This window comes from Neobacillus sp. SM06, assembly GCF_050496765.1.
GTDB lineage: Bacteria > Bacillota > Bacilli > Bacillales > Cytobacillaceae > JAEVLT01.
Genome location: NZ_JBNWEO010000013.1, coordinates 651,084 through 677,662, shown reverse-complemented (window position 1 = coordinate 677,662; position 26,579 = coordinate 651,084). Strand labels below are relative to the sequence as shown.

General features: G+C 42.1%; 26 protein-coding genes and 1 pseudogene. 24 read left to right on the top strand and 3 right to left on the bottom strand.

Features of this window, described 5'->3' with window-relative positions; genetic code table 11:
* Positions 1-70: 70 nt before the first annotated feature.
* The 3 genes and pseudogenes from ACQYAD_RS08480 to ACQYAD_RS08470 all read left to right on the top strand — a co-directional run.
* The gene (locus tag ACQYAD_RS08480; protein ID WP_430237156.1) at positions 71-226 is read left to right on the top strand and encodes a hypothetical protein; all 156 of its coding nucleotides are present in this window, start codon (positions 71-73) and stop codon (positions 224-226) included.
* Between the two features lie 4 nt (positions 227-230).
* The gene (locus ACQYAD_RS08475; RefSeq protein WP_430237154.1) at positions 231-773 is read left to right on the top strand and encodes a recombinase family protein; all 543 of its coding nucleotides are present in this window, start codon (positions 231-233) and stop codon (positions 771-773) included.
* A 22-nt stretch (positions 774-795) separates the two neighbouring features.
* Positions 796-954 (top strand): annotated as a pseudogene (locus ACQYAD_RS08470) (sporulation protein YhbH); the annotation flags it as partial.
* 121 nt (positions 955-1,075) lie between these two features.
* Here the strand turns inward: ACQYAD_RS08470 and ACQYAD_RS08465 are convergent.
* Positions 1,076-1,366: a hypothetical protein gene (locus ACQYAD_RS08465; RefSeq protein ID WP_430237153.1), complete on the bottom strand. Its 291-nt coding sequence runs from the start codon at positions 1,364-1,366 to the stop codon at positions 1,076-1,078.
* Positions 1,367-1,943: 577 nt separating this feature from the next.
* Between ACQYAD_RS08465 and fdhF the strand changes: the two genes are divergently transcribed.
* The 19 genes from fdhF (at position 1,944) to ACQYAD_RS08370 (ending at position 21,717) form a co-directional block, all read left to right on the top strand.
* On the top strand, positions 1,944-4,895 hold the full coding sequence (fdhF, locus tag ACQYAD_RS08460; protein ID WP_430237150.1) for a formate dehydrogenase subunit alpha: 2,952 nt from the start codon (positions 1,944-1,946) through the stop codon (positions 4,893-4,895).
* A 15-nt stretch (positions 4,896-4,910) separates the two neighbouring features.
* Entirely contained in the window at positions 4,911-5,375 is a 465-nt protein-coding gene (locus tag ACQYAD_RS08455) for a DUF1641 domain-containing protein (RefSeq protein ID WP_430237149.1), read from the top strand.
* Positions 5,376-5,418: 43 nt separating this feature from the next.
* Positions 5,419-5,766: a DUF2294 domain-containing protein gene (locus ACQYAD_RS08450; RefSeq protein WP_430237147.1), complete on the top strand. Its 348-nt coding sequence runs from the start codon at positions 5,419-5,421 to the stop codon at positions 5,764-5,766.
* 5 nt (positions 5,767-5,771) lie between these two features.
* Entirely contained in the window at positions 5,772-6,587 is an 816-nt protein-coding gene (fdhD, locus tag ACQYAD_RS08445; protein ID WP_430237146.1) for a formate dehydrogenase accessory sulfurtransferase FdhD, read from the top strand.
* A 139-nt stretch (positions 6,588-6,726) separates the two neighbouring features.
* Positions 6,727-6,966, top strand: coding sequence for a hypothetical protein (locus ACQYAD_RS08440; RefSeq protein WP_430237145.1), 240 nt, complete (start codon positions 6,727-6,729; stop codon positions 6,964-6,966).
* Positions 6,967-7,469: 503 nt separating this feature from the next.
* Positions 7,470-7,871: a DsrE/DsrF/DrsH-like family protein gene (locus ACQYAD_RS08435; protein ID WP_430237143.1), complete on the top strand. Its 402-nt coding sequence runs from the start codon at positions 7,470-7,472 to the stop codon at positions 7,869-7,871.
* A 66-nt stretch (positions 7,872-7,937) separates the two neighbouring features.
* Positions 7,938-8,177 carry a sulfurtransferase TusA family protein gene (locus ACQYAD_RS08430; protein WP_430237142.1) on the top strand — a complete coding sequence of 80 codons (240 nt, stop codon included), beginning with the start codon at positions 7,938-7,940 and terminating at the stop codon, positions 8,175-8,177.
* A 58-nt stretch (positions 8,178-8,235) separates the two neighbouring features.
* On the top strand, positions 8,236-9,375 hold the full coding sequence (locus ACQYAD_RS08425) for an NAD(P)/FAD-dependent oxidoreductase (RefSeq protein ID WP_430237140.1): 1,140 nt from the start codon (positions 8,236-8,238) through the stop codon (positions 9,373-9,375).
* Between the two features lie 15 nt (positions 9,376-9,390).
* A complete protein-coding gene (locus ACQYAD_RS08420; protein ID WP_430237138.1) occupies positions 9,391-9,951 on the top strand; it encodes a hypothetical protein in 561 nt (186 codons plus the stop codon).
* A 173-nt stretch (positions 9,952-10,124) separates the two neighbouring features.
* On the top strand, positions 10,125-11,129 hold the full coding sequence (locus ACQYAD_RS08415) for a LacI family DNA-binding transcriptional regulator (RefSeq protein WP_430237136.1): 1,005 nt from the start codon (positions 10,125-10,127) through the stop codon (positions 11,127-11,129).
* A gap of 191 nt (positions 11,130-11,320) precedes the next feature.
* Entirely contained in the window at positions 11,321-12,637 is a 1,317-nt protein-coding gene (locus tag ACQYAD_RS08410; RefSeq protein ID WP_430237134.1) for an ABC transporter substrate-binding protein, read from the top strand.
* A 207-nt stretch (positions 12,638-12,844) separates the two neighbouring features.
* Positions 12,845-14,083: a carbohydrate ABC transporter permease gene (locus ACQYAD_RS08405; protein WP_430237248.1), complete on the top strand. Its 1,239-nt coding sequence runs from the start codon at positions 12,845-12,847 to the stop codon at positions 14,081-14,083.
* Positions 14,084-14,123: 40 nt separating this feature from the next.
* Positions 14,124-14,951, top strand: coding sequence for a carbohydrate ABC transporter permease (locus ACQYAD_RS08400; RefSeq protein ID WP_430237133.1), 828 nt, complete (start codon positions 14,124-14,126; stop codon positions 14,949-14,951).
* A gap of 18 nt (positions 14,952-14,969) precedes the next feature.
* Complete coding sequence (locus tag ACQYAD_RS08395; protein ID WP_430237130.1) at positions 14,970-15,692, top strand: ThuA domain-containing protein; 723 nt, start codon at positions 14,970-14,972, stop codon at positions 15,690-15,692.
* A gap of 24 nt (positions 15,693-15,716) precedes the next feature.
* Positions 15,717-16,766 carry a Gfo/Idh/MocA family protein gene (locus tag ACQYAD_RS08390; RefSeq protein ID WP_430237128.1) on the top strand — a complete coding sequence of 350 codons (1,050 nt, stop codon included), beginning with the start codon at positions 15,717-15,719 and terminating at the stop codon, positions 16,764-16,766.
* A 16-nt stretch (positions 16,767-16,782) separates the two neighbouring features.
* Positions 16,783-17,847: a Gfo/Idh/MocA family protein gene (locus ACQYAD_RS08385; protein WP_430237124.1), complete on the top strand. Its 1,065-nt coding sequence runs from the start codon at positions 16,783-16,785 to the stop codon at positions 17,845-17,847.
* A 3-nt stretch (positions 17,848-17,850) separates the two neighbouring features.
* Positions 17,851-18,819 (top strand): sugar phosphate isomerase/epimerase family protein, encoded by a 969-nt coding sequence (locus ACQYAD_RS08380; RefSeq protein ID WP_430237121.1) that lies wholly within the window; start codon positions 17,851-17,853, stop codon positions 18,817-18,819.
* A gap of 183 nt (positions 18,820-19,002) precedes the next feature.
* The gene (locus ACQYAD_RS08375; protein WP_430237118.1) at positions 19,003-20,034 is read left to right on the top strand and encodes a LacI family DNA-binding transcriptional regulator; all 1,032 of its coding nucleotides are present in this window, start codon (positions 19,003-19,005) and stop codon (positions 20,032-20,034) included.
* 48 nt (positions 20,035-20,082) lie between these two features.
* Positions 20,083-21,717 (top strand): glycoside hydrolase family 13 protein, encoded by a 1,635-nt coding sequence (locus ACQYAD_RS08370; protein ID WP_430237116.1) that lies wholly within the window; start codon positions 20,083-20,085, stop codon positions 21,715-21,717.
* An 11-nt stretch (positions 21,718-21,728) separates the two neighbouring features.
* Here the strand turns inward: ACQYAD_RS08370 and ACQYAD_RS08365 are convergent, their stop codons facing one another.
* Positions 21,729-22,058: a hypothetical protein gene (locus tag ACQYAD_RS08365; RefSeq protein WP_430237114.1), complete on the bottom strand. Its 330-nt coding sequence runs from the start codon at positions 22,056-22,058 to the stop codon at positions 21,729-21,731.
* Positions 22,059-22,095: 37 nt separating this feature from the next.
* Between ACQYAD_RS08365 and ACQYAD_RS08360 the strand changes: the two genes are divergently transcribed.
* Entirely contained in the window at positions 22,096-23,784 is a 1,689-nt protein-coding gene (locus ACQYAD_RS08360; protein ID WP_430237112.1) for a glycoside hydrolase family 13 protein, read from the top strand.
* Between the two features lie 204 nt (positions 23,785-23,988).
* A complete protein-coding gene (locus ACQYAD_RS08355) occupies positions 23,989-26,175 on the top strand; it encodes an alpha-galactosidase (protein WP_430237109.1) in 2,187 nt (728 codons plus the stop codon).
* A 112-nt stretch (positions 26,176-26,287) separates the two neighbouring features.
* Here ACQYAD_RS08355 and ACQYAD_RS08350 read toward each other — a convergent pair whose 3' ends face one another.
* The gene (locus ACQYAD_RS08350; protein ID WP_430237107.1) at positions 26,288-26,566 is read right to left on the bottom strand and encodes a hypothetical protein; all 279 of its coding nucleotides are present in this window, start codon (positions 26,564-26,566) and stop codon (positions 26,288-26,290) included.
* Positions 26,567-26,579 lie beyond the last annotated feature (13 nt).

The window sequence follows — 26,579 nt, the reverse complement described above, 5'->3', positions numbered from 1 at the left end:
AAAACATTCTCTAAATCAAATTCGCATTAATGAATTGAAAAACATTTTTGATAAGAAATAGGAGGATTATATGAAAAAAATAGACTTGCTTGATGAAGAAATAGAAATACTTATTGATGCTCTAAGGACACAGGCTAGAAGGGGACATTTACCAGAATCATTTCAAACTAAAGCATCTAAACTTTTACTTTCTTTATGCGCCTTATTAAATCAAAAGGGGAAATAAAGCAATGATTTTTGGATATGCTCGCGTAAGTACACAAGATCAGAACTTAGAGTTACAGCTCGATGCTTTAAATAAGTTTGGTTGTGATCGCATCTTTCAAGAGAAAATGACAGGTACAAAAAAAGAACGTCCTCAATTGGAGGAAATGATGAAATTACTAAGAAAAGGGGATAAAATAGTAATATATAAACTTGATCGGATTGGAAGAAGTACAAAACATTTAATTGAATTAAGTGATGCGTTTGAAAAAATGGGTGTTGAGCTTGTTTCAATTGTAGATCAACTTGATACTTCTACAGCAATGGGGAGATTTTTCTTTCGGTTTATGGCAAGCCTTTCGGAATTGGAACGGGATATAATAAGTGAACGTACAAAAGCCGGTCTTGAAAGTGCAAGAGCTAGGGGACGAAATGGAGGGCGGCCAAAGGTATCTGAAAAAAAATTAAAACTTGCCTTGAAAATGTATGGTTCTAAAATATATTCCATTCGTGAGATTGTTGAAGCAACCGGTATTTCTCAAGCCACTTTGTACAGAAATATACATTAAAATCAAATGTGTATATGAATAAGAATTAAATCAGTACAACCGCCACTCAACCTTAATGACCGCCTATAAAAATATCAAAGACGAACGCTTTATGTATTACATTCTAAAACAGAAAGCCGATGTCTTCCAGGCAATGAAACACTTTTTCCACAAGGAAGAGAGCAGCAAACAATATGCATGAAGAAAACCCGGCAGGTGCGAAACCTGCCGAGGTTTATTGTGTAAAGCGGATAAGGTATGTTTGCTACCGGGGCTGCAATAAATTTTGGACATTTGTGGCTTGTAAACACAACAATAGTTATTTAATTTTCTACTCTTTTTGACAGTTCATAATATTTACGTTCAAGCTCAGTTATCTTATCCTGCATGAAGTCTATCATCAATTCTTTCTCTTTATTTCGGTTTTCAATATGAAGTTTCATTTCTCTAAATCCGTGCAATGTTTGATTTTCTAAACCGTCAATCCTTTTGTGCAGTGTATTGAATTCCTCTTTTATTTCTTTCTTCATTTCTAAAAGCAATTCATAAATTTTATTGTCCATTCTGCTCACCTGCCCAAAATAATTATAAAGTGCTTTAATGTCTTTTACCACTTTTTATTGCCTCATTCTAAAATTAAAATAGGTTATTCGAATAAGGGAAATATCTGTTTTATCTTGTTTTGTTTAATAAATGGAGCAGCTGACCTATGCATTGAAGACTTAACCATTTGATCATTTCACAACTTCCACACAACTTCTTTATAACTTCTACAAAACTTTTCGGTAAGATGGAGATAACTTAATTGAAGAGCAAGTTGACGCTCTTTTCTTAAAGCTTCCCATAATTTGGTTGGTGCACATATGCATCAATCTTTTTTTATTTGCAAATTATCCCAATGCTCTCCTTTTCATCGCATTTTTAAAAAAAGTCAAGGTAAATTACACAAAAAAAATATTTTTTAAACTAGAATTCACCATATTGACATTATTAATTAAAAAAATTACACTTGACATTGTGGTGTTCAAATTTTGTTCACAAGTTTGGATGCTACTTGGTAAGTGGAAAATGGATTGGTAAAAAGTATTGAAGATGCTAGCTATTCATCCATCACAAACGACTATGTAAAAACGGTTACATAGCGGATTGTGGTGGATTTTTTATTTTTTACTGGAAGAAGGGTAAATAGAGATGAGTACGATTTCGGTATCAATCAATGGGGAAACGAAAGCAGTTGAAGATGGGGAACGGATTTTAGATTATTTAACGGCACAGGGAATCGAGCACCCGCATATCTGTTATTCCGAAATAACAGGTCCCATCCAGACATGTGACACATGCATGGTGGAAATCAATGGAGAATTGATGCGGGCCTGTTCAACTACCTTTGAGAACGGAATGAAAATCAGAACGAATTCAGAGCTGGCCAAATCCGCTCAAAGGGAAGCAATGGACAGGATTTTAGAAAACCATATGCTCTACTGTACGGTTTGTGACAATAACAATGGCAATTGTCGCGTGCACAACACTGCAGAACTTTTGGAAATGGAGCATCAAACCCGGCCATTCCGTCCAAAAGGCTATGATGTAGATCTGTCGCATCCATTCTACCGCTATGACCCTGATCAGTGTATCCTTTGCGGCCGATGTGTTGAAGTTTGTCAGGATGTCCAAGTCAATGAAACGTTGACAATTGATTGGGAAAGAGAAATGCCGCGCGTTCTTTGGGACGGTGGGAAATCGATTAATGAGTCTTCCTGTGTGTCATGCGGCCAGTGTGCAACCGTCTGTCCATGTAATGCATTGATGGAAAAATCAATGTTAGGCGAAGCTGGATTCATGTCTGGCATAAAAGAAGACTTGTTAACACCAATGATTGATCTTGTAAAGGCTGTTGAACCAAGCTACAGCGGGATTTTTGCCGTATCAGAAGTAGAAGCGGCGATGCGTGAAACAAGAACAAAGAAAACGAAAACGGTCTGCACGTTCTGCGGGGTAGGATGCTCCTTTGAAGTTTGGACAAAAGGCCGGAAAATTTTAAAAATCGAGCCTGTCGAGCAGGCACCGGTAAACAGTATTTCAACTTGCGTGAAAGGAAAATTCGGCTGGGATTTTGTCAACTCAGAAGAGCGAGTAACTACACCGCTTATCCGAAAAGGCGATGAGTTTGTACCAGCCAGCTGGGATGAAGCGTTAACACTGATTTCTGAAAAAATGGGCAGCATTCGTGCGGCGCATGGCGGCGATGCAATCGGGTTTGTCTCTTCATCCAAAATTACCAATGAAGAAAATTATTTAATGCAAAAACTGGCACGCCAAGTGTTTGGAACAAACAATGTTGATAATTGCTCAAGATATTGCCAGTCGCCAGCATCTGACGGCTTGCTCGCTACCGTTGGCTTCGGCGGTGATACGGGCACCATTCAAGACATTTCCAAAGCCGGTCTTGTTATCATCGTAGGCGCGAACCCGACAGAAGGCCATCCAGTGTTAGCAACAAGAGTCAAACGGGCACATAAATTAAATGGACAAAAATTAATTGTTTCTGACTTACGCAAACATGAAATGGCGGAACGCGCCGATCTTTACATTCATCCGAACCAAGGAACAGACTTTGTCTGGCTCAGCGCTGTTGCCAAGTATATCATTGACCAAGGCTGGCAGGATGAAAATTTTATTCGTGAAAATGTGAAACAATATGAAGACTATAAAGAACTGCTGCAATCGTACACATTGGAGTATGCCGAAAAGGTGACGGGCATTCCGCAAGAAACCTTAAAAGAAGTAGCTAAAACAATTCATGAAGCAGATGGAACCTGCATTCTTTGGGGAATGGGCGTAACGCAAAATATTGCCGGAAGCTATACCTCTGCTGCGATTTCAAACCTGTTATTGCTGACTGGTAACTATATGCGTCCGGGTGCAGGAGCTTATCCACTGCGCGGACACAACAATGTCCAAGGCGCATGTGATATGGGAACTCTTCCTGGCTGGCTTCCTGGTAACCAGCATATTACCGATGAAGCCGCACGCCATCGCTTTGAACAAACGTACGGTGTGGAAATTTCAAACAAACCGGGAAAAACAAACATCGAAATGCTCGAAGCCGTCGAAACTGGCGATCTTAAAGCTATGTATTTAGTCGGTGAAGAAATGGCTTGGATTGACTCCAATTCCAACCATGTACATGAAACATTGTCAAAACTTGACTTCTTTGTGGTACAAGATGTTTTCTTTACGAAAACGGCACAGTTTGCCGATGTGATTTTACCAGCTGCACCGTCGCTTGAAAAAGATGGTACCTTTACGAACACCGAACGTCGTGTCCAAAGATTGTATCAAGTATTCGAGCCATTGGAAGAGTCAAAACCGGATTGGTGGATCATTCAGCAAGTGGCAAACTATATGGGATTTGATTGGAACTTTAGCCATCCTGGCGAAATTTTTGCTGAAATGGCAAGCCTATCGCCGATTTTCTCTCAAGCCAATTATGACATGCTTGAAGGCTGGAACAGCTTCTTCTGGGGAAGCAATACAGGCGAAAGTACACCGCTTCTCTTTATGGAGGGCTTTAACTTCCCCGATAAAAAAGCGAAGTTTTCGCTGATGGAATACATTCCACCAGTGCAATATGCCGAAGAATTTGATTTGATTCTGAACAATGGGCGGCTTTTGGAACATTTCCATGAAGGCAATTTAACGAACAAATCAAAAGGACTTTTATATAAATTGCCAGAGGTATTCGTTGAGGTTTCACCGGAGCTTGCAACAGCCCGGGGAATTAAGGAAGGTGCATTGGTTCGCTTAGTCTCTCCATATGGTGCCATCAAACTGCGGGCAACGGTGACGGATAGGGTACAGGGAAATGAATTATATGTTCCGATGCACTCCGTTAGCCATGAAGATGCCGTTAACTTGCTGACAGGAAGTGCGGGTGACGTGCATACCCACACACCTGCCTATAAGCAGACCCGGGTTCGGATGGAATTATTGAAAAATGGCGGAGGCTCGCCGATTCCGGTCTTTAACCCGCGCAATGCGAAGCGTAACCCGCAAATGGGAGTTGAAGTTTTCCGTAAATGGCAGCGTGATGATTATGAGCCAATTGCATCGGTGAATGAATACGTCAAACCAGGGGTATAAGAGGGGAGAATCGACATGGCGAAGCCTATTACAGTAGTTGCGAAAAACGAAACGAAATCGGAATCCATTGAACAATTAACAGAACATGCGAAAAAAAATTCAGATGGCTTAAAACAAGCAATTGATTTGGTGCAAGAGCTTCACGAAATCGGAATTTTGGAAGCTGTTGTCTCCCTTGTGCAAGCAAAAGAGAAAGTGGCAAAAATTGCGGTCGGACAATTAAACCGGCCGCCCGTTACAAATATTATGAACAATGCGATGGCTGCTGTCGAAGCGTTAACAGAAGTCGATCCCGCTTTGACAAAAAAATTAATCGGCGGCGTTTCGAATGGAATACTAAAAGCAGAAGAAGGTTTGAAAAAAGGTGAGAAGGCCGGCGTAATGGATCTTCTGAAAGCCTTGAAGGATCCGGATATTAACCGGACAGTATTATTCGGCCTGAACCTGCTGAAAGGAATTGGCGAAGGGCTAAAAGAGTAATTCCAAGGATTGTTTTTTTGAGAAAGGGGAAAATAAAGGATATATGAGCAAAATAGAACATCAGTTCAATGAGCTCGTCCGCAAGGTTCGGAAAGATTTATTTGGAAAAGGACCCGATTCCATTAAAACCATCTTTGCCGAGAATATGGCGATTACGAATCTTAAAGGAAATTTAACACCTGTTGAGCAATTTATTATCCAAAGTCCGGAAGGCTATGACCAAGTTCACCGGGCACGCACGAAAATGATTCAGGATTTTTATAAACAGCATCAGCCGGATGAAATGGAAGAATTGGTTCAAGCAAAATTACTAAATCTATTCTCAGATATCAATATTGAGGAGGATATCGCGATTTCGGTGTTCGTTTTTGATAAGCCGATTGAGAGGTGAGAGACATGTTGCTGCAAAATGAAACCCATTTTACAATTGTTCGTTTTCAGGATGGGAAGTTGTCGCAAACCGATGATACGATCGTGACCGAGTTTCCAATAACAATCAAACTGAATCAAGAAGAGTTTGCCACCCTTGTTTGCACACCTGAGCACTTGGAAGAAATGGTGATCGGCTTTTTAGCTTCAGAAAATGTGATTAAAAGTATGGATGATATTGAAGATCTTTGGATTGAAGAAGGTCGGGGCTTTGCCCATGTGACGGTAAAACAAAAGCCGCAGTTATACGAGAAATTCCGTTCAAAACGTTATATTACTTCCTGTTGCGGAATGTCCCGGCAAAGTTTTTATTTTGTCAATGATGCATTAACCGTAAAAAAACTGCACAATGTCGAACTGTCATTGTCTCCAAGCGAATGCATTACTCTTATGACATCTATGCAGCAGGAAGCAGCAACTTTTAAGCGAACAGGCGGTGTGCACAATGCGGCCTTATGCGACAAGGACGGAATGATCTTGATGCGGATGGATATCGGCCGGCACAATGCTTTGGACAAATTATATGGATATTGCATTCAAAACGCCATTCCAACAAGCGATAAAGTACTGGTGTTCAGCGGCAGAATTTCCAGTGAAATTTTAATCAAAGCATCGAAAATGGGCTGTCCGGTTGTGTTATCAAAGGCAGCTCCAACTGAATTAGCACTGGAGATGGCCAACAATTTAGGAATCACCACTGTCGGCTTCATTCGCAATCAAAGCTTCAATATCTATACCCATGACTGGAGAATTACAAAGGAAGAAACAGAAATGGGATCCTAAAAACGAAACCCAGCAGGAATGAAACATTCTTGGTGGGTTTTTTTACACCCTTCCAAGGAAAAAATAGTAAACGCATGCCTATACGCATTGATTTCAAATGAATAGGATAAATCGAATTACATTTTGGGGAGGTGTGAAGATGTCCACTAAAAAGGGAAAAACGATCTATGTCGATCATTTAACGATCCATGCAAAAAATATTGAAATTGTTGATCCAGATAACGTTGTCATAAACCGGAAACATCAGACTGATACCCATGAAGAAGAGCATTTTCCAAGGAGAGACCCTTGGGGATTTTTTTGGGGCCGGCAAATGAGAGAAGACGAAAACAAGTTAAATGAAGAAAATAGCCAAGAAAGTTCATCTGAACGCGAATAACCGGTTAATTTTTTTGAAAAATAGCAATCCGCTTTGATGCCGGATTGCTATTTTTATTTTTTGCTAATTTATATGGATAAATTCTGAACGGACAATGGACAGGACGACCTAGTCAGGCGAGTGCCACAGGATGTGGCAGGTATACGAGCGTGGTAAATTCAACTACGCCTCTGTCTTCGTCCAAAGGACTCGCCAGTCAGCGAGTTTTCATTTATAATATCAGAATTTATATGTTGACCCTTTTTAACGATTGCCGGAAAAGTAAGACATGAAGTCTACTATTCTGAAACGAATCTTTTTGACCAAAATCATGACTCTGTGACATGAAAAGTAAACATGCAAGGAATTTATTCCATAACGGCCAAACTAAAAAGGACCGGGCGGTTTTTGCCCGGTTTTTCTTACCTAAGTTAATTTATTCACAAAATTGAAACAGACATACGGGTAGGGGTATGGATATAATGAAGGTGTAATCAAATCAATCCAATTTGGAGGAATGAAAAATGGAGAATCAAGTGCCTTCTTTAGCGGTCATTTTGTTATCTGAGGATTTAGAAAAACTTCACGCAGGTGCTCTAGTCGGTTCGGTGGCAGCCATGTCGGGAATGTCTGTCAACTTTTTTGTCACCATGAATGCATTGAAAGCGTTTAAGAAAGAGGTAATCGCAAACAAAGATTTCCAAGCTGGAACAGTCGGTAATGAAATACTTAACAAGCAGGTTCCCCTTTTTTATGACATGTTAAAAGAAGGAAAAGAAAACGGCGACATTCATGTTTATGGCTGTGCTATGGCCATGGATGTAATGGGATGGGAAAAGGAGGATATGTCTGATCTCTTTGATGACATTATTGGGGTTACGAAGTTTTTAGGAATGGCACAAAACGCCCAGCTGATGACAATGTAATCGTCGAAGATTGGCAGAATCTCCTTTTCTGCCAATCTCTCAACCAAAAAATAGGAGGAATGAAAAATGTCGGAAGTCGTGATTAGCAAATCGTTAGATGCAAGAGGTTCTTTTTGCCCAGGACCGTTGATGGAATTGATCAAAGGAATCAAAGCAAGCCAAGTCGGTGATGTCATTGAAGTCTTGTCATCCGATAAAGGATCGGCAACAGATATTCCGGAATGGGTTAAGAAAATGAAACATGAACTTGTTTATTCAAAAGCAGAAGATGGCTATTTCCGAATTGCAGTTAAAAAAATGAGATAAATGCGATCGGGCTTTCGGGCTCGATCGACCATGTTTCATTAGGTGGAGGGTGAATACGTTGACAAAGCGTGTTATAGTTCTAGGCGGCGGCAGTGGCGGATCAATGGTGGCTAATAAGCTTGCGCGCCAGCTAAGCAAGGAAATTCAAAATGAGGAAATTGAAATCGTTCAAATTACGAATTCCTCGAAGCATATTTATCAGCCTGGATACCTATTCATTGCTTTAAATGAAAAGAATCCGGATCATTTTATTCGCAGCCAGTCCTCAATTGCCCATCGCAATGTTCAGTTGATTGAGGATGAAATAACCGAAATTGATGTGAAAAATAAATTCCTTAAATCAAAAACAAGCCAATACGATTACGATTTTCTTGTCATCTCAACTGGCTCCTATCCTGATTTTGACAGCCTACCGGGATTAAAAGAAGCGGCAAGCAATTTTTATACTCTTGAGGGTGCGACAAAATTACGCGATGAATTGGTGAATTTTGAAAAAGGAACGATTCTGATTACGGTCGATGTTCCACATAAATGCCCTGCGGCTCCATTAGAGATGGTATTAATGCTGGATGACTATTTCCGCAAAAAAGGAAACCGCAAAGATGTTGTCTTGAAATATACGTATCCTATTGGACGGGTTCATTCTCTTCAGCCGGTTGCCGAATGGGCGGAGCCGCAATTTGAACAAAGAGGAATTGAGTTTGAGACTTATTTTAACCTTGAGGAAGTACGGCCGAAAGAAAAGCTAGCTGTGACAATGGATGGTGAGGAGCACCCATTCGATCTTTTGATTAGTATCCCGGCACATAAAGGAGCAGATGTGATCATTCAGTCAAACTTAGGCGATGAGTCAGGATTTATTGATACCGACCGTTACTCGTTAAAAATGGCCGGTCAGGACGATGTCTATGTGATTGGTGATGCCACGAACCTGCCGATTAGCAAAGCCGGTTCAACAGCCCATTATCAATCAGAAGTTTTAGTTAAAAATTTAACGAATCGTCTAAAAGGATTGCCAGATACAGCTGTATATAACGGCAAGGTTGCCTGTTTTCTCGAGGCAAGCTTGGAGGAGGCCAGCATGATCACCTTCGATTATCAAACTCCCCCTGCTCCTGCAAGGCCATCCGACTTTATGCACTGGTTTAAAGGGGTTTATAACGAATTGTACTGGCTGAATGCAAAAGGGATTATGTAAAGGAGGTTGTTTGAAATGGCATTAACAGTCCCGAAGCAGGAACAGCAAGCAATCGAAAAAATCCAGAGCTTTACCGAATCGGTTATGCCGTCGTTTACAGGGGATATGGTTCAAGATATCGCCGAAAAAGCCGTGAAAGGGATTGAGCTTGCAGATGAAATACTGCAGCCGGAAACGCTTGAACTATTGAGGGTGTTACCCGAGGTGAGCAAAAATTTGGAACGCACACTAAGTGAGTTCAAAAAGCTTGAAGAAAGTGGCGCATTGTCCACACTTTTTGATTTGGCTCAATTGGTTTCCAGTGCTAAGGATGCGATGACGAGCCATATGGTCTTCGATTTGGCGGAAAAGGCGTTTGCCGGAGTCGAATTGGCAGATTCATTCGTTCAAAAAGGGACATTCGATCTGGCAAATCAAGCATTGGCTGCATTTGAACAAGCAAAAAAGGAAAACGAGTTGAAGAAATCGATTACAAAATTGCAACTATGGAAACAGCTGAATCATCCGGAAACACTGAAATCTATTAGCTTTTTCCTTACATTCTTGCAAAAATTTTCAAAGGAAATGAAAAATTGAGTAGAAAAAGAGCTGTCACCGTCACAGCTCTTTTTCGCTGTTATTGTCGGTTATTTGTCGCCTCATGACTAAATTCAGAGGAAATTGTCTATTTTTTATTATAAAAATTTATTGAAAATTTGAATGTAAACGATTACAATCTAGTTAGTGAGTTTGTTGAAAGGATAAGGACAATGGTTAGAATTGCAGATGTTGCAAAAATGGCGAATGTTTCTACGGCAACGGTTTCCAGAGTGATCAGCCATACGGGAACTGTAAAAAAAGAAACAGCAGAAAAGGTTTTGGAGGCTATCAAAAAATTAAACTATCAACCTAATGTTTTGGCAAGACAGCTTCGGAAATTAGAGACAAAAACAATTCTAGTCGTCGTTCCCGATATTGCAAATACTTTTTTTTCAAATGTTCTACGTGGGATTGAGTCCGTCGCGATGAAAAATGGCTATCAAGTATTGCTCGGTGACATGGATAACTACGTAGAGAGAGAAAACGGTTATTTATACATATTGCGGCAGAGAAAAGTGGACGGTGTGATTTTGCTTGCAGCCAGAAGCAATCAGTGGCTATTGGAAGAGGCTGCCAAAGAGTATCCGATCGTTCTCGCCTGTGAATATTATGAAGGATCACAGCTTCCGACCGTTTCAATTGATAACGTCAGCAGTGCGCGAAAAGCGACTGATTATTTAATCAATTTACAACATACAAGAATTGGCCACATTACCGGTCCGCTCAATATCGTAGTAGGAAGGGATCGGTTAAGGGGATTTCAACAGGCGATGAATCAATATAACTTGCCGGTAGATCCTCTGCTGGTTCAAGAAGGTAATTTTTCATTTGAAAGCGGATTCAATCTAATGTTGAAATTTTTAGCTTTGGAAAAGCCGCCAACAGCCGTATTTGCTGCGAATGATGAAATGGCGATGGGCGCGATCAAAGCGATCAAGTCAAAAGGATTCATTGTCCCAAAAGATATATCCGTCATTGGATTTGATGACATTAAATTTGCATCCATTTTTGAACCTGCACTTACAACAATCGAGCAGCCGACCTTTTCGATTGGAAAAAAAGCGATGGAGCTGTTAATTGAACTGATTTATCACCATGAGCTGCCGAAAGTCCAGTTTATTTTAGAAGATCAATTGATTGTCCGCGAATCATGTGCTGTCTGCCTTTCAAAGTGACTGGATGATAGGTTCTTTTCGATGAAACGAAAACGATTTCTTCTACTTAAGGAGGTGATGTGACTGGTAGATTGTAAAAATCGATCATTTGCTTGTCCCGAACGTTAAAACTAGGTACATAAAAATCGATGAAATATAGCGGGACAGGAAGATGGAATGAATCGCAAATCAAACTATTTGGGGGGAAAACGATGAAGAAATCAAGAAAAGTAAAGCTTTTAGCAGTCTTCGCCACCTTATCACTCGCACTCGCAGCCTGCAGCAGCCAAGATAAAACTGCATCTACAGCAAAACCTCAAGGTGAGAAACCGAAAACAACTAGTCAAGACAAAGTAACCATTGTATATGCACGCGGTAAAGATGTTACCAAAGGAACGGAAAAAATGGTTGAGGCATTTGAAAAATCGCATCCAAATATTGATGTGAAATTCCGCGAGATGCCTTCCGATACCGGGCAGCAGCATGATGCCTATGTAACGGCCTTCAACGCAAAATCTTCAGAAATCGATGTAATTGATATGGATGTAATTTGGCCGGCTGAATTTGCACAAGCAGGATATGTACTGCCGCTTGATCGCTTTATTCAGCAGGATGGTATTGACTTAAATGAATACAACCAAGGTGCCTTAGGTGCAGCCCAATTTAACGGAAAACAATGGGCACTGCCGAAATTCGTGGATGCCGGTCTTCTCTATTATCGGAAAGATCTCGTCAAGCCGGAAGAAGTGCCAAAAACATGGGATGAATTGCTCGCAAAAGCAAAGGAAAAGAAAGGGCAAGGCGGAACGAAATTTGGCTATGTTTTACAAGCAAAGCAGTATGAAGGGCTTGTAACGAACACAGTTGAATTTGTTGCTTCATACGGTGGAAAGTTTATTAATGATAAAAATGAAGTCGTTGTTAACAGTCCTGAAACGATTAAAGGATTAAAGGAATTGGTTAAAATTGCAAAATCCGATGTTGTTCCTGGAAACGTAACAACGTTTACTGAAATTGAATCAGACCAAGCTTTTATTGAAGGGCAAACGGTATTTCTTCGCAACTGGCCATATGAATATGCAAGCGCCAATGACAAAGAAAAATCAAAAATTGTTGGCAAAGTTGGTGTAGCACCGCTTCCAGCTGGTGACAAAGGGTCTGCTGCTGCACTTGGCGGCTGGATGGCTGGAATTAATAAATACTCGAAGCATCCTAAAGAAGCATGGGAGTTTTTGAAATTTATGGCTGGACCTGAAGGACAAAAAATTGATGCTATTTATGGCGGCCATGCTCCAACGATTTTAAAGCTTTATAAAGACAAGGAAATTCTCGATGCCAACCCTACTTTTGCAGATCCGGGGTTTGTCAATGGTTTGAATGCTGCGGTATCACGTCCGGTTGCACCAAACTATCCTGAAATTTCCGATATCATTCAAATCAACGTTTCAAAGGCAATTGCAGGGCAGCAAACGGTCGAACAGGCTGTTCAAAATATGGAAACAGAAATGAAGAAAGTGATTAAGAAGTAATTCCATTGACAAAATGTGATTAGCCTTCCTTATCTGAAGGCTAATCCATTTTAATCGTAAAAGGGAGGGGAAAACGTGAAGAACGGTGTCCTAAATATAAAGACAGAAGCTGAAATTCCCTCAAATGTAAAAAAAGCCCCAAAACAAAAAAAGAGACCCAGGCTTTTTACGGAAAAAACAGCAGGCTACTATCTTGTCGCTCCGGCAATGATCTTGATTCTCCTGATTGCCATTTGGCCAGTCATCCAGTCGTTTTATTTCAGCTTATTTGATTTGAAACTGAGTGATCCGAAAAAAACAGCTGTTCATCTAAATTACAATATTAATCTTGAACGGTATCTAAACACATATCCGTTTTTAATTTCAGCGCTTGACAATGAAATCAGAGCGGGCAAGGCTCCCGATAAACTAAAAGCGATCAAAAGCAAGCTGACAGCCTTCGACCAACAGCTGCAAAGAAATTCTTCAATCAAAGGGAAGTATGATGCAGTAAATGATAAACTGATGAATTTTCAACAAGTAAGTTCGGCGATAAGTATCGCTAAAGTGGATCGGGGCACGGTGAAACAATATCAGGAAATGGCAGATCAAGTATACAAAAACTTAAAGTCCCTCTCTGGGCAAACAAAGTTTCAGCAGGAAAAGAAACTACTAGGTCTAGCCTCCGGTTACGGAGATGCTATCATGAAGCCGAATTTTATCGGTTTACAGTATTATAAAGATAATTTAACCAGCAGCCGGATGTGGAAAGCGATTGGAAATACAACTGTTTTCACCGTTATTTCGGTTTTTGCTGAATTAGTTCTTGGACTTGCCATTGCCTTGTTGATTAATAAAGCATTTATTGGCAGAGGCCTCATTCGCGCCAGTATCTTAATCCCATGGGCAATTCCAACAGCTGTATCTGCACTGATGTGGAAGTTTTTATATGATGGGCAAAATGGCATTGTCGCAAAATTGTTTGAGAATTTCGGTTTAGTGAAGAAAATGGAGAGTTTACTGGTAACCGATACAGGTGCCATGTTTTCCGTTATTTTTACAGACGTATGGAAAACAACCCCATATATGGCGTTGCTGCTTTTGGCAGGATTGCAAACGATTCCATCGTCTCTTTATGAAGCAGCGTCAATTGATGGAGCCGGAAAATGGAAACAATTTATGACGATTACGTTACCTCTGTTGAAATCGAGTATTCTTGTCGCATTATTATTCCGTACACTGGATGCATTCCGTGTATTCGACTTGATTTTTGTTTTAACCGGCGGCGGGCCAGCAAACTCGACAGAAACCATCTCGATCCTCGCATATAAAGTGATGTTCTCGCAAACGAATTTTGGTGAAGGATCAGCTCTTTCCGTTATTGTCTTTATTTGTGTAGCCATCATTTCGATGATTTACATCAAATTCTTAGGAAAAGACCTTCTGAATGAAAGCTCAGGCAGATAAATTTGCGGGCATCCAACTTTTTTGAAGGAGTGAGAACAGCATGCAGAAAAAAGCAAGTCTATTATTCTATGTATTCCTAGTTGTGTTTGTCTTTATTGTCATGTTTCCGTTTATATGGATGCTAATCAGTTCACTGAAACCGGCTACAGAGCTATTTGGCAAAAATGCATTTACGCCCTATACCACCCACCCGACATTCAAAAATTATATTTCTGTTTTTGTTAATTATCCATTTCTCCGTTATTTATGGAACAGTACAGTTGTCGCAACAACGACAACGGTTTACACTGTCCTTGTCGCTTCTTTTGCGGCATACGCGGTAGCAAGATTGCATTTTAAAGGCAAAACATTCATTCTCGGAATTGTTCTTTCTGTCTCGATGTTTCCGCAGATCGCAACAATTTCTCCCATTTATATTTTTCTGAAAAATATGGGGCTTACAAATTCGTATTTAGGTTTAATCATCCCTTACACAACGATTACCTTACCACTTTCGATTTGGATTTTGGTTACGTTTTACCGAAAGATTCCCATGGATCTTGAAGAAGCTGCAAAAATTGATGGAGCCTCCCTTATGCAAACGTATTGGAAGGTGATCCTTCCCCTTGCTGTACCGGGGATTTTCACTACGGCAATTCTTGTATTTATTGCAGCGTGGAATGAATTTCTATTTGCGCTTACAATTAATACAGATGATAAATATAAAACGGTGCCTGTCGGGATCGCGATGTTCCAGGGACAGTATACGATTCCTTGGGGTGAAATCGCAGCCGCCACCGTGGTTGTGACAATTCCGCTTGTCATTATGGTGTTAACTTTTCAGCGCCGGATTGTTTCAGGACTTACTTCCGGTTCTGTGAAAGAATAAAAAATGGAGATGATTGAAATGGTTAAGGTTACTGTTTGGAATGAAAATCGCCACGAGCAAAAAAATCCTAAGGTTCGCGAGGTGTATCCGGAAGGCATTCATGGAGCTATTGCACAATTTTTGCAGGCCGCTGGGATGGATGTGCAAACGGCAACACTTGATGAACCGGAACATGGTTTAACAGATGAAGTGCTGAACAACACAGATGTGCTTGTATGGTGGGGGCATATTGCGCACTCAGAAGTACAGGATGAAATAGTCGAAAAAGTTCAGCAACGGGTTCTTGACGGCATGGGATTAATCGTTCTTCACTCCGGTCATTTTTCGAAAATTTTCAAAAAACTGATGGGAACTTCCTGTGATTTAAAATGGCGGGAAGCGAATGAAAAGGAACGGATTTGGGTCGTCGATCCAAGCCATCCAATTGCCGAAGGCCTTGGTGAAAGCATTGAACTCGAAAGAGAAGAAATGTACGGCGAGCATTTCGATATCCCTGTGCCAGATCAATTGGTGTTTGTCAGCTGGTTTGAGGGAGGAGAAGTCTTCCGCAGTGGATGTACATATAGCAGGGGGAATGGGCGAATTTTCTACTTCCGTCCAGGCCATGAAACGTATCCGACTTACCATAACAAAGAAATTCAACAAGTGATAATCAATGCCGTAAACTGGGCAAAACCTGTCGACAGAAAGCGTCCAGTCTACGGAAATGCGAAACCGCTTGAAGCGATTGCAAGTAAATAAAACGTATCGAGGAGGATTATTTTTATGGGAAAACTCAAAATTGGGGTTATCGGTTGTGGAAGTATTGCAAAACACCGCCATCTTCCAGAATATGCCATAAATGAACAAGTGGAAATTGCAGCGGTTTGCGATATCGTCGAAACACGGGCACAGGAAGCAGCAGAAAAATATCAAGCGAAAGCTTATACAGATTACAAAGAACTTTTGGCAAATGAAGAGATTGATGCCGTTTCCGTTTGTACCCCAAACTATTTGCATGCACCGATCTCAATCGCGGCGTTAAATGCGGGCAAGCATGTTCTTTGTGAAAAGCCGATGGCTACCTCAAAGGAAGAAGCGCAAGCAATGATCGACGCTGCCAAGAAAAATAACAAAAAACTAATGATTGGCCACAATCAGCGCTTCGTCAGCTCGCATGTAAAAGCGAAAAAACTGATCGAAAGCGGCGAAATCGGCAAAATCTACAGTTTTCGAACATCTTTTGGACATCGCGGGCCGGAAACGTGGAGTGCGGACGGTAAAAACAGCTGGTTTTTTAAAAAAGAGCAGGCATTTATTGGGGCAATGGGGGATTTAGGGGTACATAAAACGGATTTGATTCGCTATGTACTCGGTGAAGAAATAGTAGAAGCAGGCGCGTTTATTGAAACAAGTGCGAAAAAGAATAGCACCGTAGACGATAATGCCGTTTGTATTTTAAAAACAGAAAGCGGCGTCATTGGAAGCCTTGCAGCAAGCTGGGCATATGTATCAAAAGAAGACAATTCAACGATTATTTATGGTGAAAATGCCATTCTAAGGCTGGAAGAAGATCCGGACTATTCGCTGATTGTTCAATACAAGAATGGGGAAACGGTTAAATACGAATTGGGGAAAATCCAGTCCAATGATGAGGGTGGCCAGAATACATCCCATGTGATTGAACAGTTTGTAACGAGTATTATTGAGGACACAGAGCCGCCGGTCAGTGGTGAGGAAGGATTCAAATCATTAAATGTTGTCCTTGCCGCACTAGAATCGACTCGGACAAAACAAATTGTAAAAGTGGATACTGCTGTGACAACATTTGCTTAAGACATGAGGTGTGGAAATGAGTAAACTGCGTATCGGTATTGTTGGAACTGGCGGGATTGCCCAAAGCAGACATATCCCTGCCTTCAAGAAACTCGCAGATCGTGTGGAAGTAAAAGCCGTATCGGACATTAATTTTGAAAGAGCGAAAGAAGTTGCGGATAAATTCGCGATTCCTGAAGTGTATCCGACCTATCAAGAAATGTTCGGAGAAGTGGATGCGATCGTTGTTTGTACCCCCAATAAATTTCATGCCGAGATCACGGTCGAAGCGCTTGAAGCAGGTCTTCACGTCCTTTGCGAAAAGCCGATGGCACTGTCTGTTGCTGAATGTGAATCGATGATCACAGCGGCAAAAGCATCCGGCAAAAAGCTTGCGATCGCCTACCATTATCGTTTTATGAAAGAAGCACAAGCAGCGAAAAAAGTGATGTTCGAAAATGAAATTGGCCATCCGCTTGTGGTCAGGGTGCAGGCGCTTCGCCGCCGGAAAGTACCAGGCTGGGGTGTTTTTACAAACAAAGAATTACAGGGTGGCGGCAGTTTAATTGACTATGGCTGTCACTTGCTCGATCTAGCCCTTTGGCTGATGGGTGAAGCCGAACCCACTTTGGTTGCAGGATCCGCTTACAATGCGTTAAGCAAAATTCCCGGACAGGTGAATCAGTGGGGCGATTTTAACCATGAAACATTTAATGTCGATGATCATGTATCAGGCTACATTAAATTTTCGAATGGGGCGTCCCTGCTGCTTGAAACTTCGTGGTCCAATAATATTAAAGAGGATGTAATCGAAAATGTCAGCATTTCCGGGGACAAAGGGGGCCTTGATGTATTCCCGTTCAGTTTGAATTATGCCAAACACGGAATGTTGTTTAACAGCCCTGCTGCTTGGATACCAGGGGAGGATGACCCGAGTGTACCGCAAGCGGAAAATTTCGTTGAGGCATGTCTTGGGCAGGCGGAACTTGTGGTAAAACCAGAAGAAGCTTTAAGAGTCTCTCAAATTATTGAGGCGATTTACGAAAGCAGTCAAACTGGCAGCAGTGTACAAATTGAAGCAAGGAAAAGGCAGGAGGTTTAATCAATGAAACTTGGCATTTTCACTGTTTTATTTGCAGATCAGTCATTTGAAGAAATGTTGGATTATGTCAAACAATCCGGAGTGACTGCCGTTGAAATCGGAACCGGAAATTATCCCGGCAATGCCCATTGTGACCTTGACAGTTTGCTAGAAAGCAAGGATAAGCGGGAGGAATATCTGGGGCAGATTGAATCCAGAGGCCTGACCATCAGTGCTTTCAGCTGTCACGGCAATCCCCTTTCACCTGACAAAGAATTTGCCCGGACATCACATGAAACGTTTGTGAAAACCATTCAACTTGCGGAACGGATGAACGTCCCGGTTGTAAACTGTTTTTCAGGAACGGCTGGTGATCATGAGGGGGCTAAATATCCGAACTGGCCTGTTGTTGCATGGCCAAATGAGTACGGAGATGTATTAAAATGGCAATGGGAAGAAAAGTTGATTCCATATTGGAAAGAGTGGGGAAAATATGCCCAAGAGCATCATGTGAAAATCGGTCTTGAGCTTCATGGCGGTTTTCTCGTCCATACTCCGTATACATTGTTGAAGCTTCGCGAAGAAACATGTGAAGCCATTGGCGCCAACTTGGATCCAAGCCATCTTTGGTGGCAAGGAATTGACCCAGTGGCGGCAATTAAAATTCTGGGAAAAGAACAGGCGATCCATCACTTTCACGCGAAAGATACGTATATTGACCAAGACAATGTCAACATGTATGGTTTAACGGACATGCAGCCATATGGTCAAGTTCAGTCACGGGCATGGACTTTCCGCTCCGTCGGCTGCGGACATAGCCTTCAGGAGTGGTCGGATATGATGAGCGCCTTAAGAACGTATGGCTATGACTATGTTGTAAGCATTGAGCATGAAGACCCGCTGATGTCAATTGAAGAAGGATTCAAGCGCGCTGTCCGCAATCTGCAATCCGTTTTAATCGAAGAACAGCCATCATCTATGTGGTGGGTATAAAAGCAAAAACTGGGGGCTTGCTGTGATATGAAACAGCAAGCCTTTTCGATGTTTTCTTTTCGCTCTGACGTCCTTTCCCTAAATTAATCGTTGACTATTTTTATTGATGTGAAGTATGATGAAAACGTAATCAAATAGTAAACGTTTACGTAACGTTTTGCGAAATTAGAGGAAGGGAAGCGGATGAACCCGACCATAAAAGATGTGGCAAAAAAAGCGAATGTTTCGATTGCCACCGTATCAAGAATTTTAAACAACAAACCCGGCTTTTCCGAGGAAACAAAGCAAAAGGTTCTGAAAGTGATTGGCGAACTCGGCTACCAGCCGAATGCAGTTGCCCGCGGTCTGGTGAACAAAAGGACGGAAACGATAGGCGTGTTAATTCCGAAGGTTTCGGACATGCTTGCAGCTGAAATCTTAAACGGCATCGATGATTTTGCCCATCGTTTAGGATTAAGTGTAATCGTTTGCAACACAGACAGCAATGGAAAGCGGACAATGGATTATTTAAGGATTCTTGCCGAAAAGCGGATTGACGGGATCATTTTGGTCAGTGAATTCGTAACCGAAGCCTATTATCAGGCGATTGTGGAGATGAAAGTGCCGGTAGTCCTTGTCTCTACCATTTCCTATCAGTTTCTGCTCCCGTATGTAAAAGTTGACGATCGGCATGCAGCCTTTAGTGCTACCGACTATTTAATTCGGCATGGCCATCGAAAGATTGCCATGGTCACGGGAAGTGAAAGTGATCCGGTTGCCGGAATTCCTAGAATCGAAGGGTATAAATCGGCTCTTCGTTTGCATGGACTGGAAATTGACGAAAACCAGATTATTAATGCGGCAAATTTCCGATTTGAAGACGGCATGAAAGCGATGGAAGAGATTATCAGGAGAAAACTCGACATGACAGCGATCTTTGCCAGCAGTGATGAACTTGCAGCTGGCGCAATGTCAAAAGCATTTCAGCATGGAATCCAAATTCCTAGCCAATTGTCGATTATCAGCTATGATAATACCAAACTGGCAGAAATGGTAACGCCGCCATTAACAGCTGTCTCCCAGCCGCTTTATGAAATGGGGAAAACAGCAGCAACCATGCTGTTTGAAATGGTTGAATCTGGTGACAAAATGGTAGAAAGTCGGATCATGCCCCACACCATTGTTGAACGTCAGACAGTGCAAATGTTGGGTGATGAAGCAAACATGCCGAAATAAAGGCAGACTTATTTTTAAAAAAGTAAACGTTTACGCAGGTGGTGTCCTATGAATAAAAAATGGTGGAAAGAAGCGGTCGTATATCAAGTGTACTGGCGCAGTTTTTATGATTCAAATGGTGATGGAATTGGCGATTTGCAGGGTGTGATCAACAAGCTTGATTATATAAAAGAGCTTGGTGTTGACGTGATTTGGTTAAACCCAATGTACGAGTCGCCCGATAAGGACAATGGCTACGATATCTCAAATTATTATGGTGTCATGGAAAAAGCAGGCGATTTGGAGACTGTGGATTGTTTGATTCAGGAAGTGCATCAGCGCGGGATGAAAATCATTATGGATCTGGTTGTCAACCATACATCGGATCAGCATCCATGGTTTTTAGAATCTAAATCATCGAAAGACAATCCGAAACGCGAACGGTATATCTGGAAAGATCCTGTTCGAGGCAAAGCCCCGAATAATTGGCGTTCTTATTTTGCCCCTTCTGCATGGGAGTTTGATGAGGCAACACAGCAATATTATTTCCACTCATTTGCTGTTCAACAGCCTGATTTAAATTGGGAAAATCCGGAGGTTCGCGAAGAAATCTATCGAATGATGCGCTATTGGCTCGATCGCGGCATTGACGGATTCAGGATGGATGTCATCAATTTATTGGCAAAATTAAATGGATTTCCTGATGCCGAGGACCCATACGACATTTCCTATTTGGGGAATAACCCGGGTATTCATGAGTACTTGCAAGAAATGAATCGAGAAGTGCTACAGCATTATGACATTATGACGGTTGGTGAAATTCCGTTTGTGACTCCTGAAGATGGCGTCTTGTATGTGGGGAAAGATCGGCATGAGCTGAACACTTTGTTCCATTTTCAAGTTGCCGATGAAATGCCAACATGGGATTTGCCCCGCTTTAAAGAAATTCAGCGTACATGGTATGAAGGTTTGAAAGGAAGAGGCTGGAATTCGCAATTTTTGAACAATCACGACCATACCCGCCTTGTGACAAGGTATGGAAATGATCGGGAATATCGTGTACAGTCGGCAAAGCTGTTTGCAACGATGCTCCACACTCTCCCGGGAATGCCGTATGTGTATCAAGGAGAGGAAATTGGTATGACGGGTGTGAAATTTGCCCGCATTGAAGAGTATGACGATATTGCAATGAAAAACAAATACAAGGAAGAGGTCGAAAAAGGCCGCGATCCGCAGGAAGTGCTGGAAGAGCTCCGCTTTTTAAGCAGGGATAACTCAAGGACGCCGGTGCAATGGGACGAAACAGCTAATGCTGGATTTACAACCGGTACGCCATGGATAAAGGTTAACCCAAACTACCGTGAGATTAATGTTGCCAGTGCATTACAGGATCCCGATTCCATTTTTTATTTTTATAAAAAATTAATTTCGCTTCGTAAAGAGAATGAGGTAATGGTGTACGGAGACTATGAGGATCGATCATTGGATAATCCCTCTCTATATGTATATACCCGTTCACTAAATAGGCAGACATGGCTTGTGATCTTAAATCCAAACGCGGAGGAAAACGAGTACCGGCTTCCAGATTTATTCGAAACTCAAGAGAAAAAGCTTGTGATTGCAAACTATTCTGATGCAGGGGCTGAATCCGTAAAGGAAACGATCCATTTGCGACCATATGAGGCAAGAATTTACGAGCTTTAAAGGAATGTGGCTCAAGGAAGGGAATTGGCCGGGTTTTGTGGATCGGATTGACCGCGATTGAGTTCGGATTCGACGTGATTTGGACCGGATTCGACGCAATTGAAGCGGGATTCGACGCGAATCAGATTGGATTCGACGCAATTGAAGCGGAATTCGACGCGATTGAGAACGGATTCGACGTGATTGAAGCGGAATTCGACGCGATTGAGTTCGGATTCGACGTGATTGAAGCGGGATTCGACGCGATTGAGTTCGGATTCGACGCGATTGAAGCGGAATTCGACGCAGTTAGAGTTGGATTCGACGCAATTCAAGCCGGATTCGACGTTTTTCAGTGCCATTCTACAAATCTATATAAAAAACTGGAGGTTTTAGCAGATGGAACGTGCATGGTGGAAAGAAAGTGTTGTCTATCAAATTTACCCAAGAAGTTTTATGGATGCCAATGGCGATGGAATTGGCGATATCAAAGGAATTACCTCAAAGCTTGATTATCTTCAGGAACTTGGCATTGATGTGATCTGGCTGTCACCAGTGTACAAGTCGCCAAATGATGACAATGGCTATGATATTTCCGATTACCGCGATATTATGGATGACTTTGGAACAATGGAAGATTTTGATGAAATGCTGGAAGAAGCCCATAAGCGCGGAATTAAAATTATGATGGACTTGGTTGTCAATCACTCATCGGATGAGCATCAATGGTTTATTGAATCGCGATCTTCAAAAGACAATCCAAAACGGGATTATTATATTTGGAAACCTGGCAAAGACAGGCAGGAGCCGACGAATTGGGAAGCCGCATTTAAGGGCTCGGTTTGGCAATACGATGAAACAACAGACGAATACTACCTACATCTTTTTAGCAAAAAACAGCCAGACTTGAACTGGGAAAATCCTAAGCTCCGCCGTGAAGTATACGATATGATGACGTCGTGGCTTGATAAAGGTATCGACGGTTTCCGGATGGATGTTATCAATATGATTTCAAAAGATCAGCGTTATCCTGACGGGGAAGTGGCTGATGGGAAAAAGTATGGCAATGGCGGCCCTTATTTTTTAAACGGACCGAGAATCCATGAGTTTCTACAAGAGATGAACCGGGAAGTGCTGTCGAAGTACGATATTATAACAGTTGGTGAAACCCCGGGAGTCACGCCGGAGGATGCGAAATTGTACACTGGATCTGAACGCGGCGAATTAAATATGGTGTTTCAATTTGAACACATGGGAGTAGGTGATGGCCCTGAAGGCAAGTGGAGCAACCAGCCTTGGAAATTAACGGATTTAAAAAGAATTCTTTCAAACTGGCAAACAGAGCTGGAAGAGGACGGCTGGAACAGCTTGTACTGGGATAACCACGATCAACCGCGTGTTGTTTCCCGCTTTGGCAATGATTCTGAAGAATATCGCGAAATTTCCGCGAAAATGCTGGCAACTTGCCTCCATATGATGAAAGGAACTCCTTACATTTATCAAGGAGAAGAACTTGGGATGACCAATGTCCGCTTTGAGTCCATTGATCAATATAAAGATATTGAGTCATTGAATGCGTACAATGAATATGTCCATGAATATGGCGTTGATCCAAATGAATTTTTAAAAGTGATCCATGCCCGCGGCCGGGACAATGCGCGCACGCCGTTCCAATGGGATGATAGTGCAAATGCCGGTTTCACAACAGGTACGCCATGGATTGAAGTCAATCCGAACTACCCGCAAATCAACGCGAAAAAACAAGTTGCCGATCCGAATTCCGTTTTTTATTTTTATAAAAAGTTGATCGAGCTGCGTAAACAGCATGACATCATTGTGTACGGACGATATGAACTGCTTTTAGCAGATGATGAGCAGATTTATGCTTTCACAAGAACGCTTGGCAACGAGCAATTGCTTGTCATTTGCAACTTCTCGAGCGAGCAGCCTGAGTTTACCCTGCCACGGGAAATGGATGATTCAACGAAAGAGCTATTAATCAGCAATTACCCGGTTGATGCGGAAGAAAGGATCCAACAACTTTCCTTGCGGCCGTACGAAGCACGCGTCTACCGTTTTAAAAACTAAACCGTTTTGCTAAAAAGAACCGACTAAAAAGTCGGTTCTTTTTTTACATAAGCAAACCAGAAAGCGTTCCAGAAATTTGGAGATTAGCATAAAAAACCTGCAAATTCTCATACAGTAGATAAAGAGGATTGAACGGCTGGTGACGGTATTTCGAAAAACATTCTAAATCATTGATAGACAACTTTTACCCGGGGAGGGTTGAAAATGGGAATAATTGTTGATGCCGGTGAGCGAGTGTTTCATTTGCAGGGGAAAGATACAAGCTATTGTCTGCAAATTGTAAGAGATGGTTATTTGGCCCATTTGTATTGGGGGAGGAAAATTAAAACGTACAGTGGCAGCAATCCGATTCGATTTGTGGGCCGGAGCTTTTCCCCCAATCCGGATCCTTCCGACCGGACGTTTTCTCTTGATACGCTGCCTCAAGAATATCCGGCTTACGGTAACACGGATTTTCGCGCACCTGCCTATCAAATTCAATTGGAAAACGGGGCAACGATTACAGACCTTCGCTATCAAAAATACGAAATTTATCGCGGCAAACCACAGCTTTCCGGGTTGCCTGCCACATATGTGGAAGACGAGCGGGAAGCTGAAACAGTGGAAATTACGTTAGAGGATTCGCTGATCGGCCTAAGAGTCATTTTGATGTATACGGTTTTTGAACATGACAATGTTATTACCCGGTCCGTACGCTTGCAAAATCATGGCAGCCAACCGATAAAAATTCTCCGAGCCCTTAGTGCAAGTATTGATTTTCGCGATGATCAGTTTGATCTATTAACTCTTTACGGTGCCCACATAAATGAACGGAATGTTGTAAAGCGGAGCATTGTTCCCGGCATTCAGGGAATCGAAAGCAGAAGAGGTGCAAGCAGCCACCAACAAAATCCATTTATGGTGCTAATGAGAAAAAATGCTGATGAAGACCACGGTGAAGTATACGGCTTCAATCTTGTTTATAGCGGAAATTTCACCGCACAAGTGGAAGTCGATCAATTTCATACCACAAGAGCATTAATTGGAATCAATCCATTTGATTTTAGCTGGTACTTGGAACCAGGTGATTTTTTTCAAACGCCGGAAGCGGTTTTGGTGTATTCGCATGAGGGATTGGGAGGAATGAGCCGGACGTATCATAGACAATACCGCACCCGCTTATGCCGCGGAACCCATCGTGATTTGCTTCGGCCGATTTTAGTCAATAATTGGGAAGCTACGTATATGAAGTTTACTGCCGAGAAAATCATTGAAATAGCCAAAGCGGGAAAAGAAGCCGGGATTGAATTATTGGTGCTGGATGATGGCTGGTTTGGCAAAAGAGACAATGATAAAAGTTCTCTTGGGGACTGGGAAGTGAATACGCACAAGCTGCCGAGGGGGCTAAAGGATCTGGCCGGCCGGGTTAGAAAATTGGGGATGGAATTCGGCCTTTGGTTTGAACCGGAAATGGTTTCTGTTGACAGCAAGCTTTACCGCCAGCACCCCGACTGGTGTTTGCATGTACCGGATCGTAACCGATCTGAGGGCAGGAACCAGCTCGTACTCGATTTATCAAGAAAAGAGGTTTGCGATTTTATTATCGGGGCTGTTACAAAAATTTTAGCAAGCGCACCGATAACTTATGTCAAATGGGATATGAACCGCCATATGACCGAAATCGGCTCAGCAGCATTGCCGCCTGAACGCCAGCGAGAAACGGCCCATCGGTATATGCTTGGCCTCTATTATGTTTTGGAGGAAATTACTTCTCGGTTTCCGGATGTGCTGTTTGAAAGCTGTTCTGGTGGAGGCGGGCGATTTGATCCTGGAATGCTTTATTACATGCCGCAAGTCTGGACAAGTGACAATACGGATGCGGTTTCCCGGTTGAAAATTCAATACGGAACAAGCATTGTTTATCCGGCGATCACCATGGGGGCGCATGTTTCCGCTGTTCCCAACCATCAAATGCATCGCGACACTTCATTCGAATTGCGCGGGCATGTCGCGATGTCAGGAAATTTTGGCTATGAGCTGGATTTAACAAAATTAACAGCGAAAGAAAGCGTGCAAATCAAAGAACAGGTTCAGTTGTACAAGGACATACGGGTGCTTGTTCAGTTTGGTGATTTTTACCGCTTGCTTAGTCCATTTGAGGGCAATCTGGCGGCATGGATGTTTGTCACTGAGGATCAGTCCGAGGCTGTTGTCTTTTGGTATCAGGTTTTGGCAGAACCAAACGCGCCACTTGCTACTTTGCGTCTAAAAGGGTTAAATCCAGATTGTGGTTATCAAGAGATCGGTACAGATAAAGTTTATGGCGGTGACGAATTACTGTATACGGGGATAGCGATCCCGCGTGTTAGGGGAGATTTCCACAGCCTGTTGTGGAGGTTTAAGAGAGTTTAATGGTGAAGGGTCGAGCAACCTCAATATACTGAAAAATGGAAACCTGCCACACGAGCAAAGAAGAAGCAACGATCATAAAAAACGGCCGCCCATTAAAGCAGGCGGCCATTTTTTATACCCATTTCACTTCCAGCAGCAGGCGATGTTTAAATAATTCGATAATAAACTCGTCGTAAAAATCTTTCCGGACGATAATTTGGTAATGATGGTTTTTATGTGCATACACGAGTACATCCGTAATAACCTGATTCTCGCTGAAATGTTTTTCAACTTTTTCAATTTGCGGTTTAAATTCATTTGTCAAAAAGGTAATATTGAATTCGATATCCGCGCCATTTTTTGCTTCGGTTAATTTCATGACATCTTCATTGAATTTGTAGGTTAATTTCAAAGGCTCCATCTCC

What these genes read in the sequence shown, in the direction of transcription:
- ACQYAD_RS08480 (WP_430237156.1), top strand. Translation starts at nt 71, where the DNA reads ATGAAAAAAATAGACTTGCTTGATGAAGAAATAGAAATACTTATTGAT.
- ACQYAD_RS08475 (WP_430237154.1), top strand. Translation starts at nt 231, where the DNA reads ATGATTTTTGGATATGCTCGCGTAAGTACACAAGATCAGAACTTAGAG.
- fdhF (WP_430237150.1), top strand. Translation starts at nt 1,944, where the DNA reads ATGAGTACGATTTCGGTATCAATCAATGGGGAAACGAAAGCAGTTGAA.
- ACQYAD_RS08455 (WP_430237149.1), top strand. Translation starts at nt 4,911, where the DNA reads ATGGCGAAGCCTATTACAGTAGTTGCGAAAAACGAAACGAAATCGGAA.
- ACQYAD_RS08450 (WP_430237147.1), top strand. Translation starts at nt 5,419, where the DNA reads ATGAGCAAAATAGAACATCAGTTCAATGAGCTCGTCCGCAAGGTTCGG.
- fdhD (WP_430237146.1), top strand. Translation starts at nt 5,772, where the DNA reads ATGTTGCTGCAAAATGAAACCCATTTTACAATTGTTCGTTTTCAGGAT.
- ACQYAD_RS08440 (WP_430237145.1), top strand. Translation starts at nt 6,727, where the DNA reads ATGTCCACTAAAAAGGGAAAAACGATCTATGTCGATCATTTAACGATC.
- ACQYAD_RS08435 (WP_430237143.1), top strand. Translation starts at nt 7,470, where the DNA reads ATGGAGAATCAAGTGCCTTCTTTAGCGGTCATTTTGTTATCTGAGGAT.
- ACQYAD_RS08430 (WP_430237142.1), top strand. Translation starts at nt 7,938, where the DNA reads ATGTCGGAAGTCGTGATTAGCAAATCGTTAGATGCAAGAGGTTCTTTT.
- ACQYAD_RS08420 (WP_430237138.1), top strand. Translation starts at nt 9,391, where the DNA reads ATGGCATTAACAGTCCCGAAGCAGGAACAGCAAGCAATCGAAAAAATC.
- ACQYAD_RS08415 (WP_430237136.1), top strand. Translation starts at nt 10,125, where the DNA reads ATGGTTAGAATTGCAGATGTTGCAAAAATGGCGAATGTTTCTACGGCA.
- ACQYAD_RS08410 (WP_430237134.1), top strand. Translation starts at nt 11,321, where the DNA reads ATGAAGAAATCAAGAAAAGTAAAGCTTTTAGCAGTCTTCGCCACCTTA.
- ACQYAD_RS08405 (WP_430237248.1), top strand. Translation starts at nt 12,845, where the DNA reads ATGATCTTGATTCTCCTGATTGCCATTTGGCCAGTCATCCAGTCGTTT.
- ACQYAD_RS08400 (WP_430237133.1), top strand. Translation starts at nt 14,124, where the DNA reads ATGCAGAAAAAAGCAAGTCTATTATTCTATGTATTCCTAGTTGTGTTT.
- ACQYAD_RS08395 (WP_430237130.1), top strand. Translation starts at nt 14,970, where the DNA reads ATGGTTAAGGTTACTGTTTGGAATGAAAATCGCCACGAGCAAAAAAAT.
- ACQYAD_RS08390 (WP_430237128.1), top strand. Translation starts at nt 15,717, where the DNA reads ATGGGAAAACTCAAAATTGGGGTTATCGGTTGTGGAAGTATTGCAAAA.
- ACQYAD_RS08385 (WP_430237124.1), top strand. Translation starts at nt 16,783, where the DNA reads ATGAGTAAACTGCGTATCGGTATTGTTGGAACTGGCGGGATTGCCCAA.
- ACQYAD_RS08380 (WP_430237121.1), top strand. Translation starts at nt 17,851, where the DNA reads ATGAAACTTGGCATTTTCACTGTTTTATTTGCAGATCAGTCATTTGAA.
- ACQYAD_RS08375 (WP_430237118.1), top strand. Translation starts at nt 19,003, where the DNA reads ATGAACCCGACCATAAAAGATGTGGCAAAAAAAGCGAATGTTTCGATT.
- ACQYAD_RS08370 (WP_430237116.1), top strand. Translation starts at nt 20,083, where the DNA reads ATGAATAAAAAATGGTGGAAAGAAGCGGTCGTATATCAAGTGTACTGG.
- ACQYAD_RS08365 (WP_430237114.1), bottom strand. Translation starts at nt 22,058, where the DNA reads ATGGCACTGAAAAACGTCGAATCCGGCTTGAATTGCGTCGAATCCAAC.
- ACQYAD_RS08360 (WP_430237112.1), top strand. Translation starts at nt 22,096, where the DNA reads ATGGAACGTGCATGGTGGAAAGAAAGTGTTGTCTATCAAATTTACCCA.
- ACQYAD_RS08355 (WP_430237109.1), top strand. Translation starts at nt 23,989, where the DNA reads ATGGGAATAATTGTTGATGCCGGTGAGCGAGTGTTTCATTTGCAGGGG.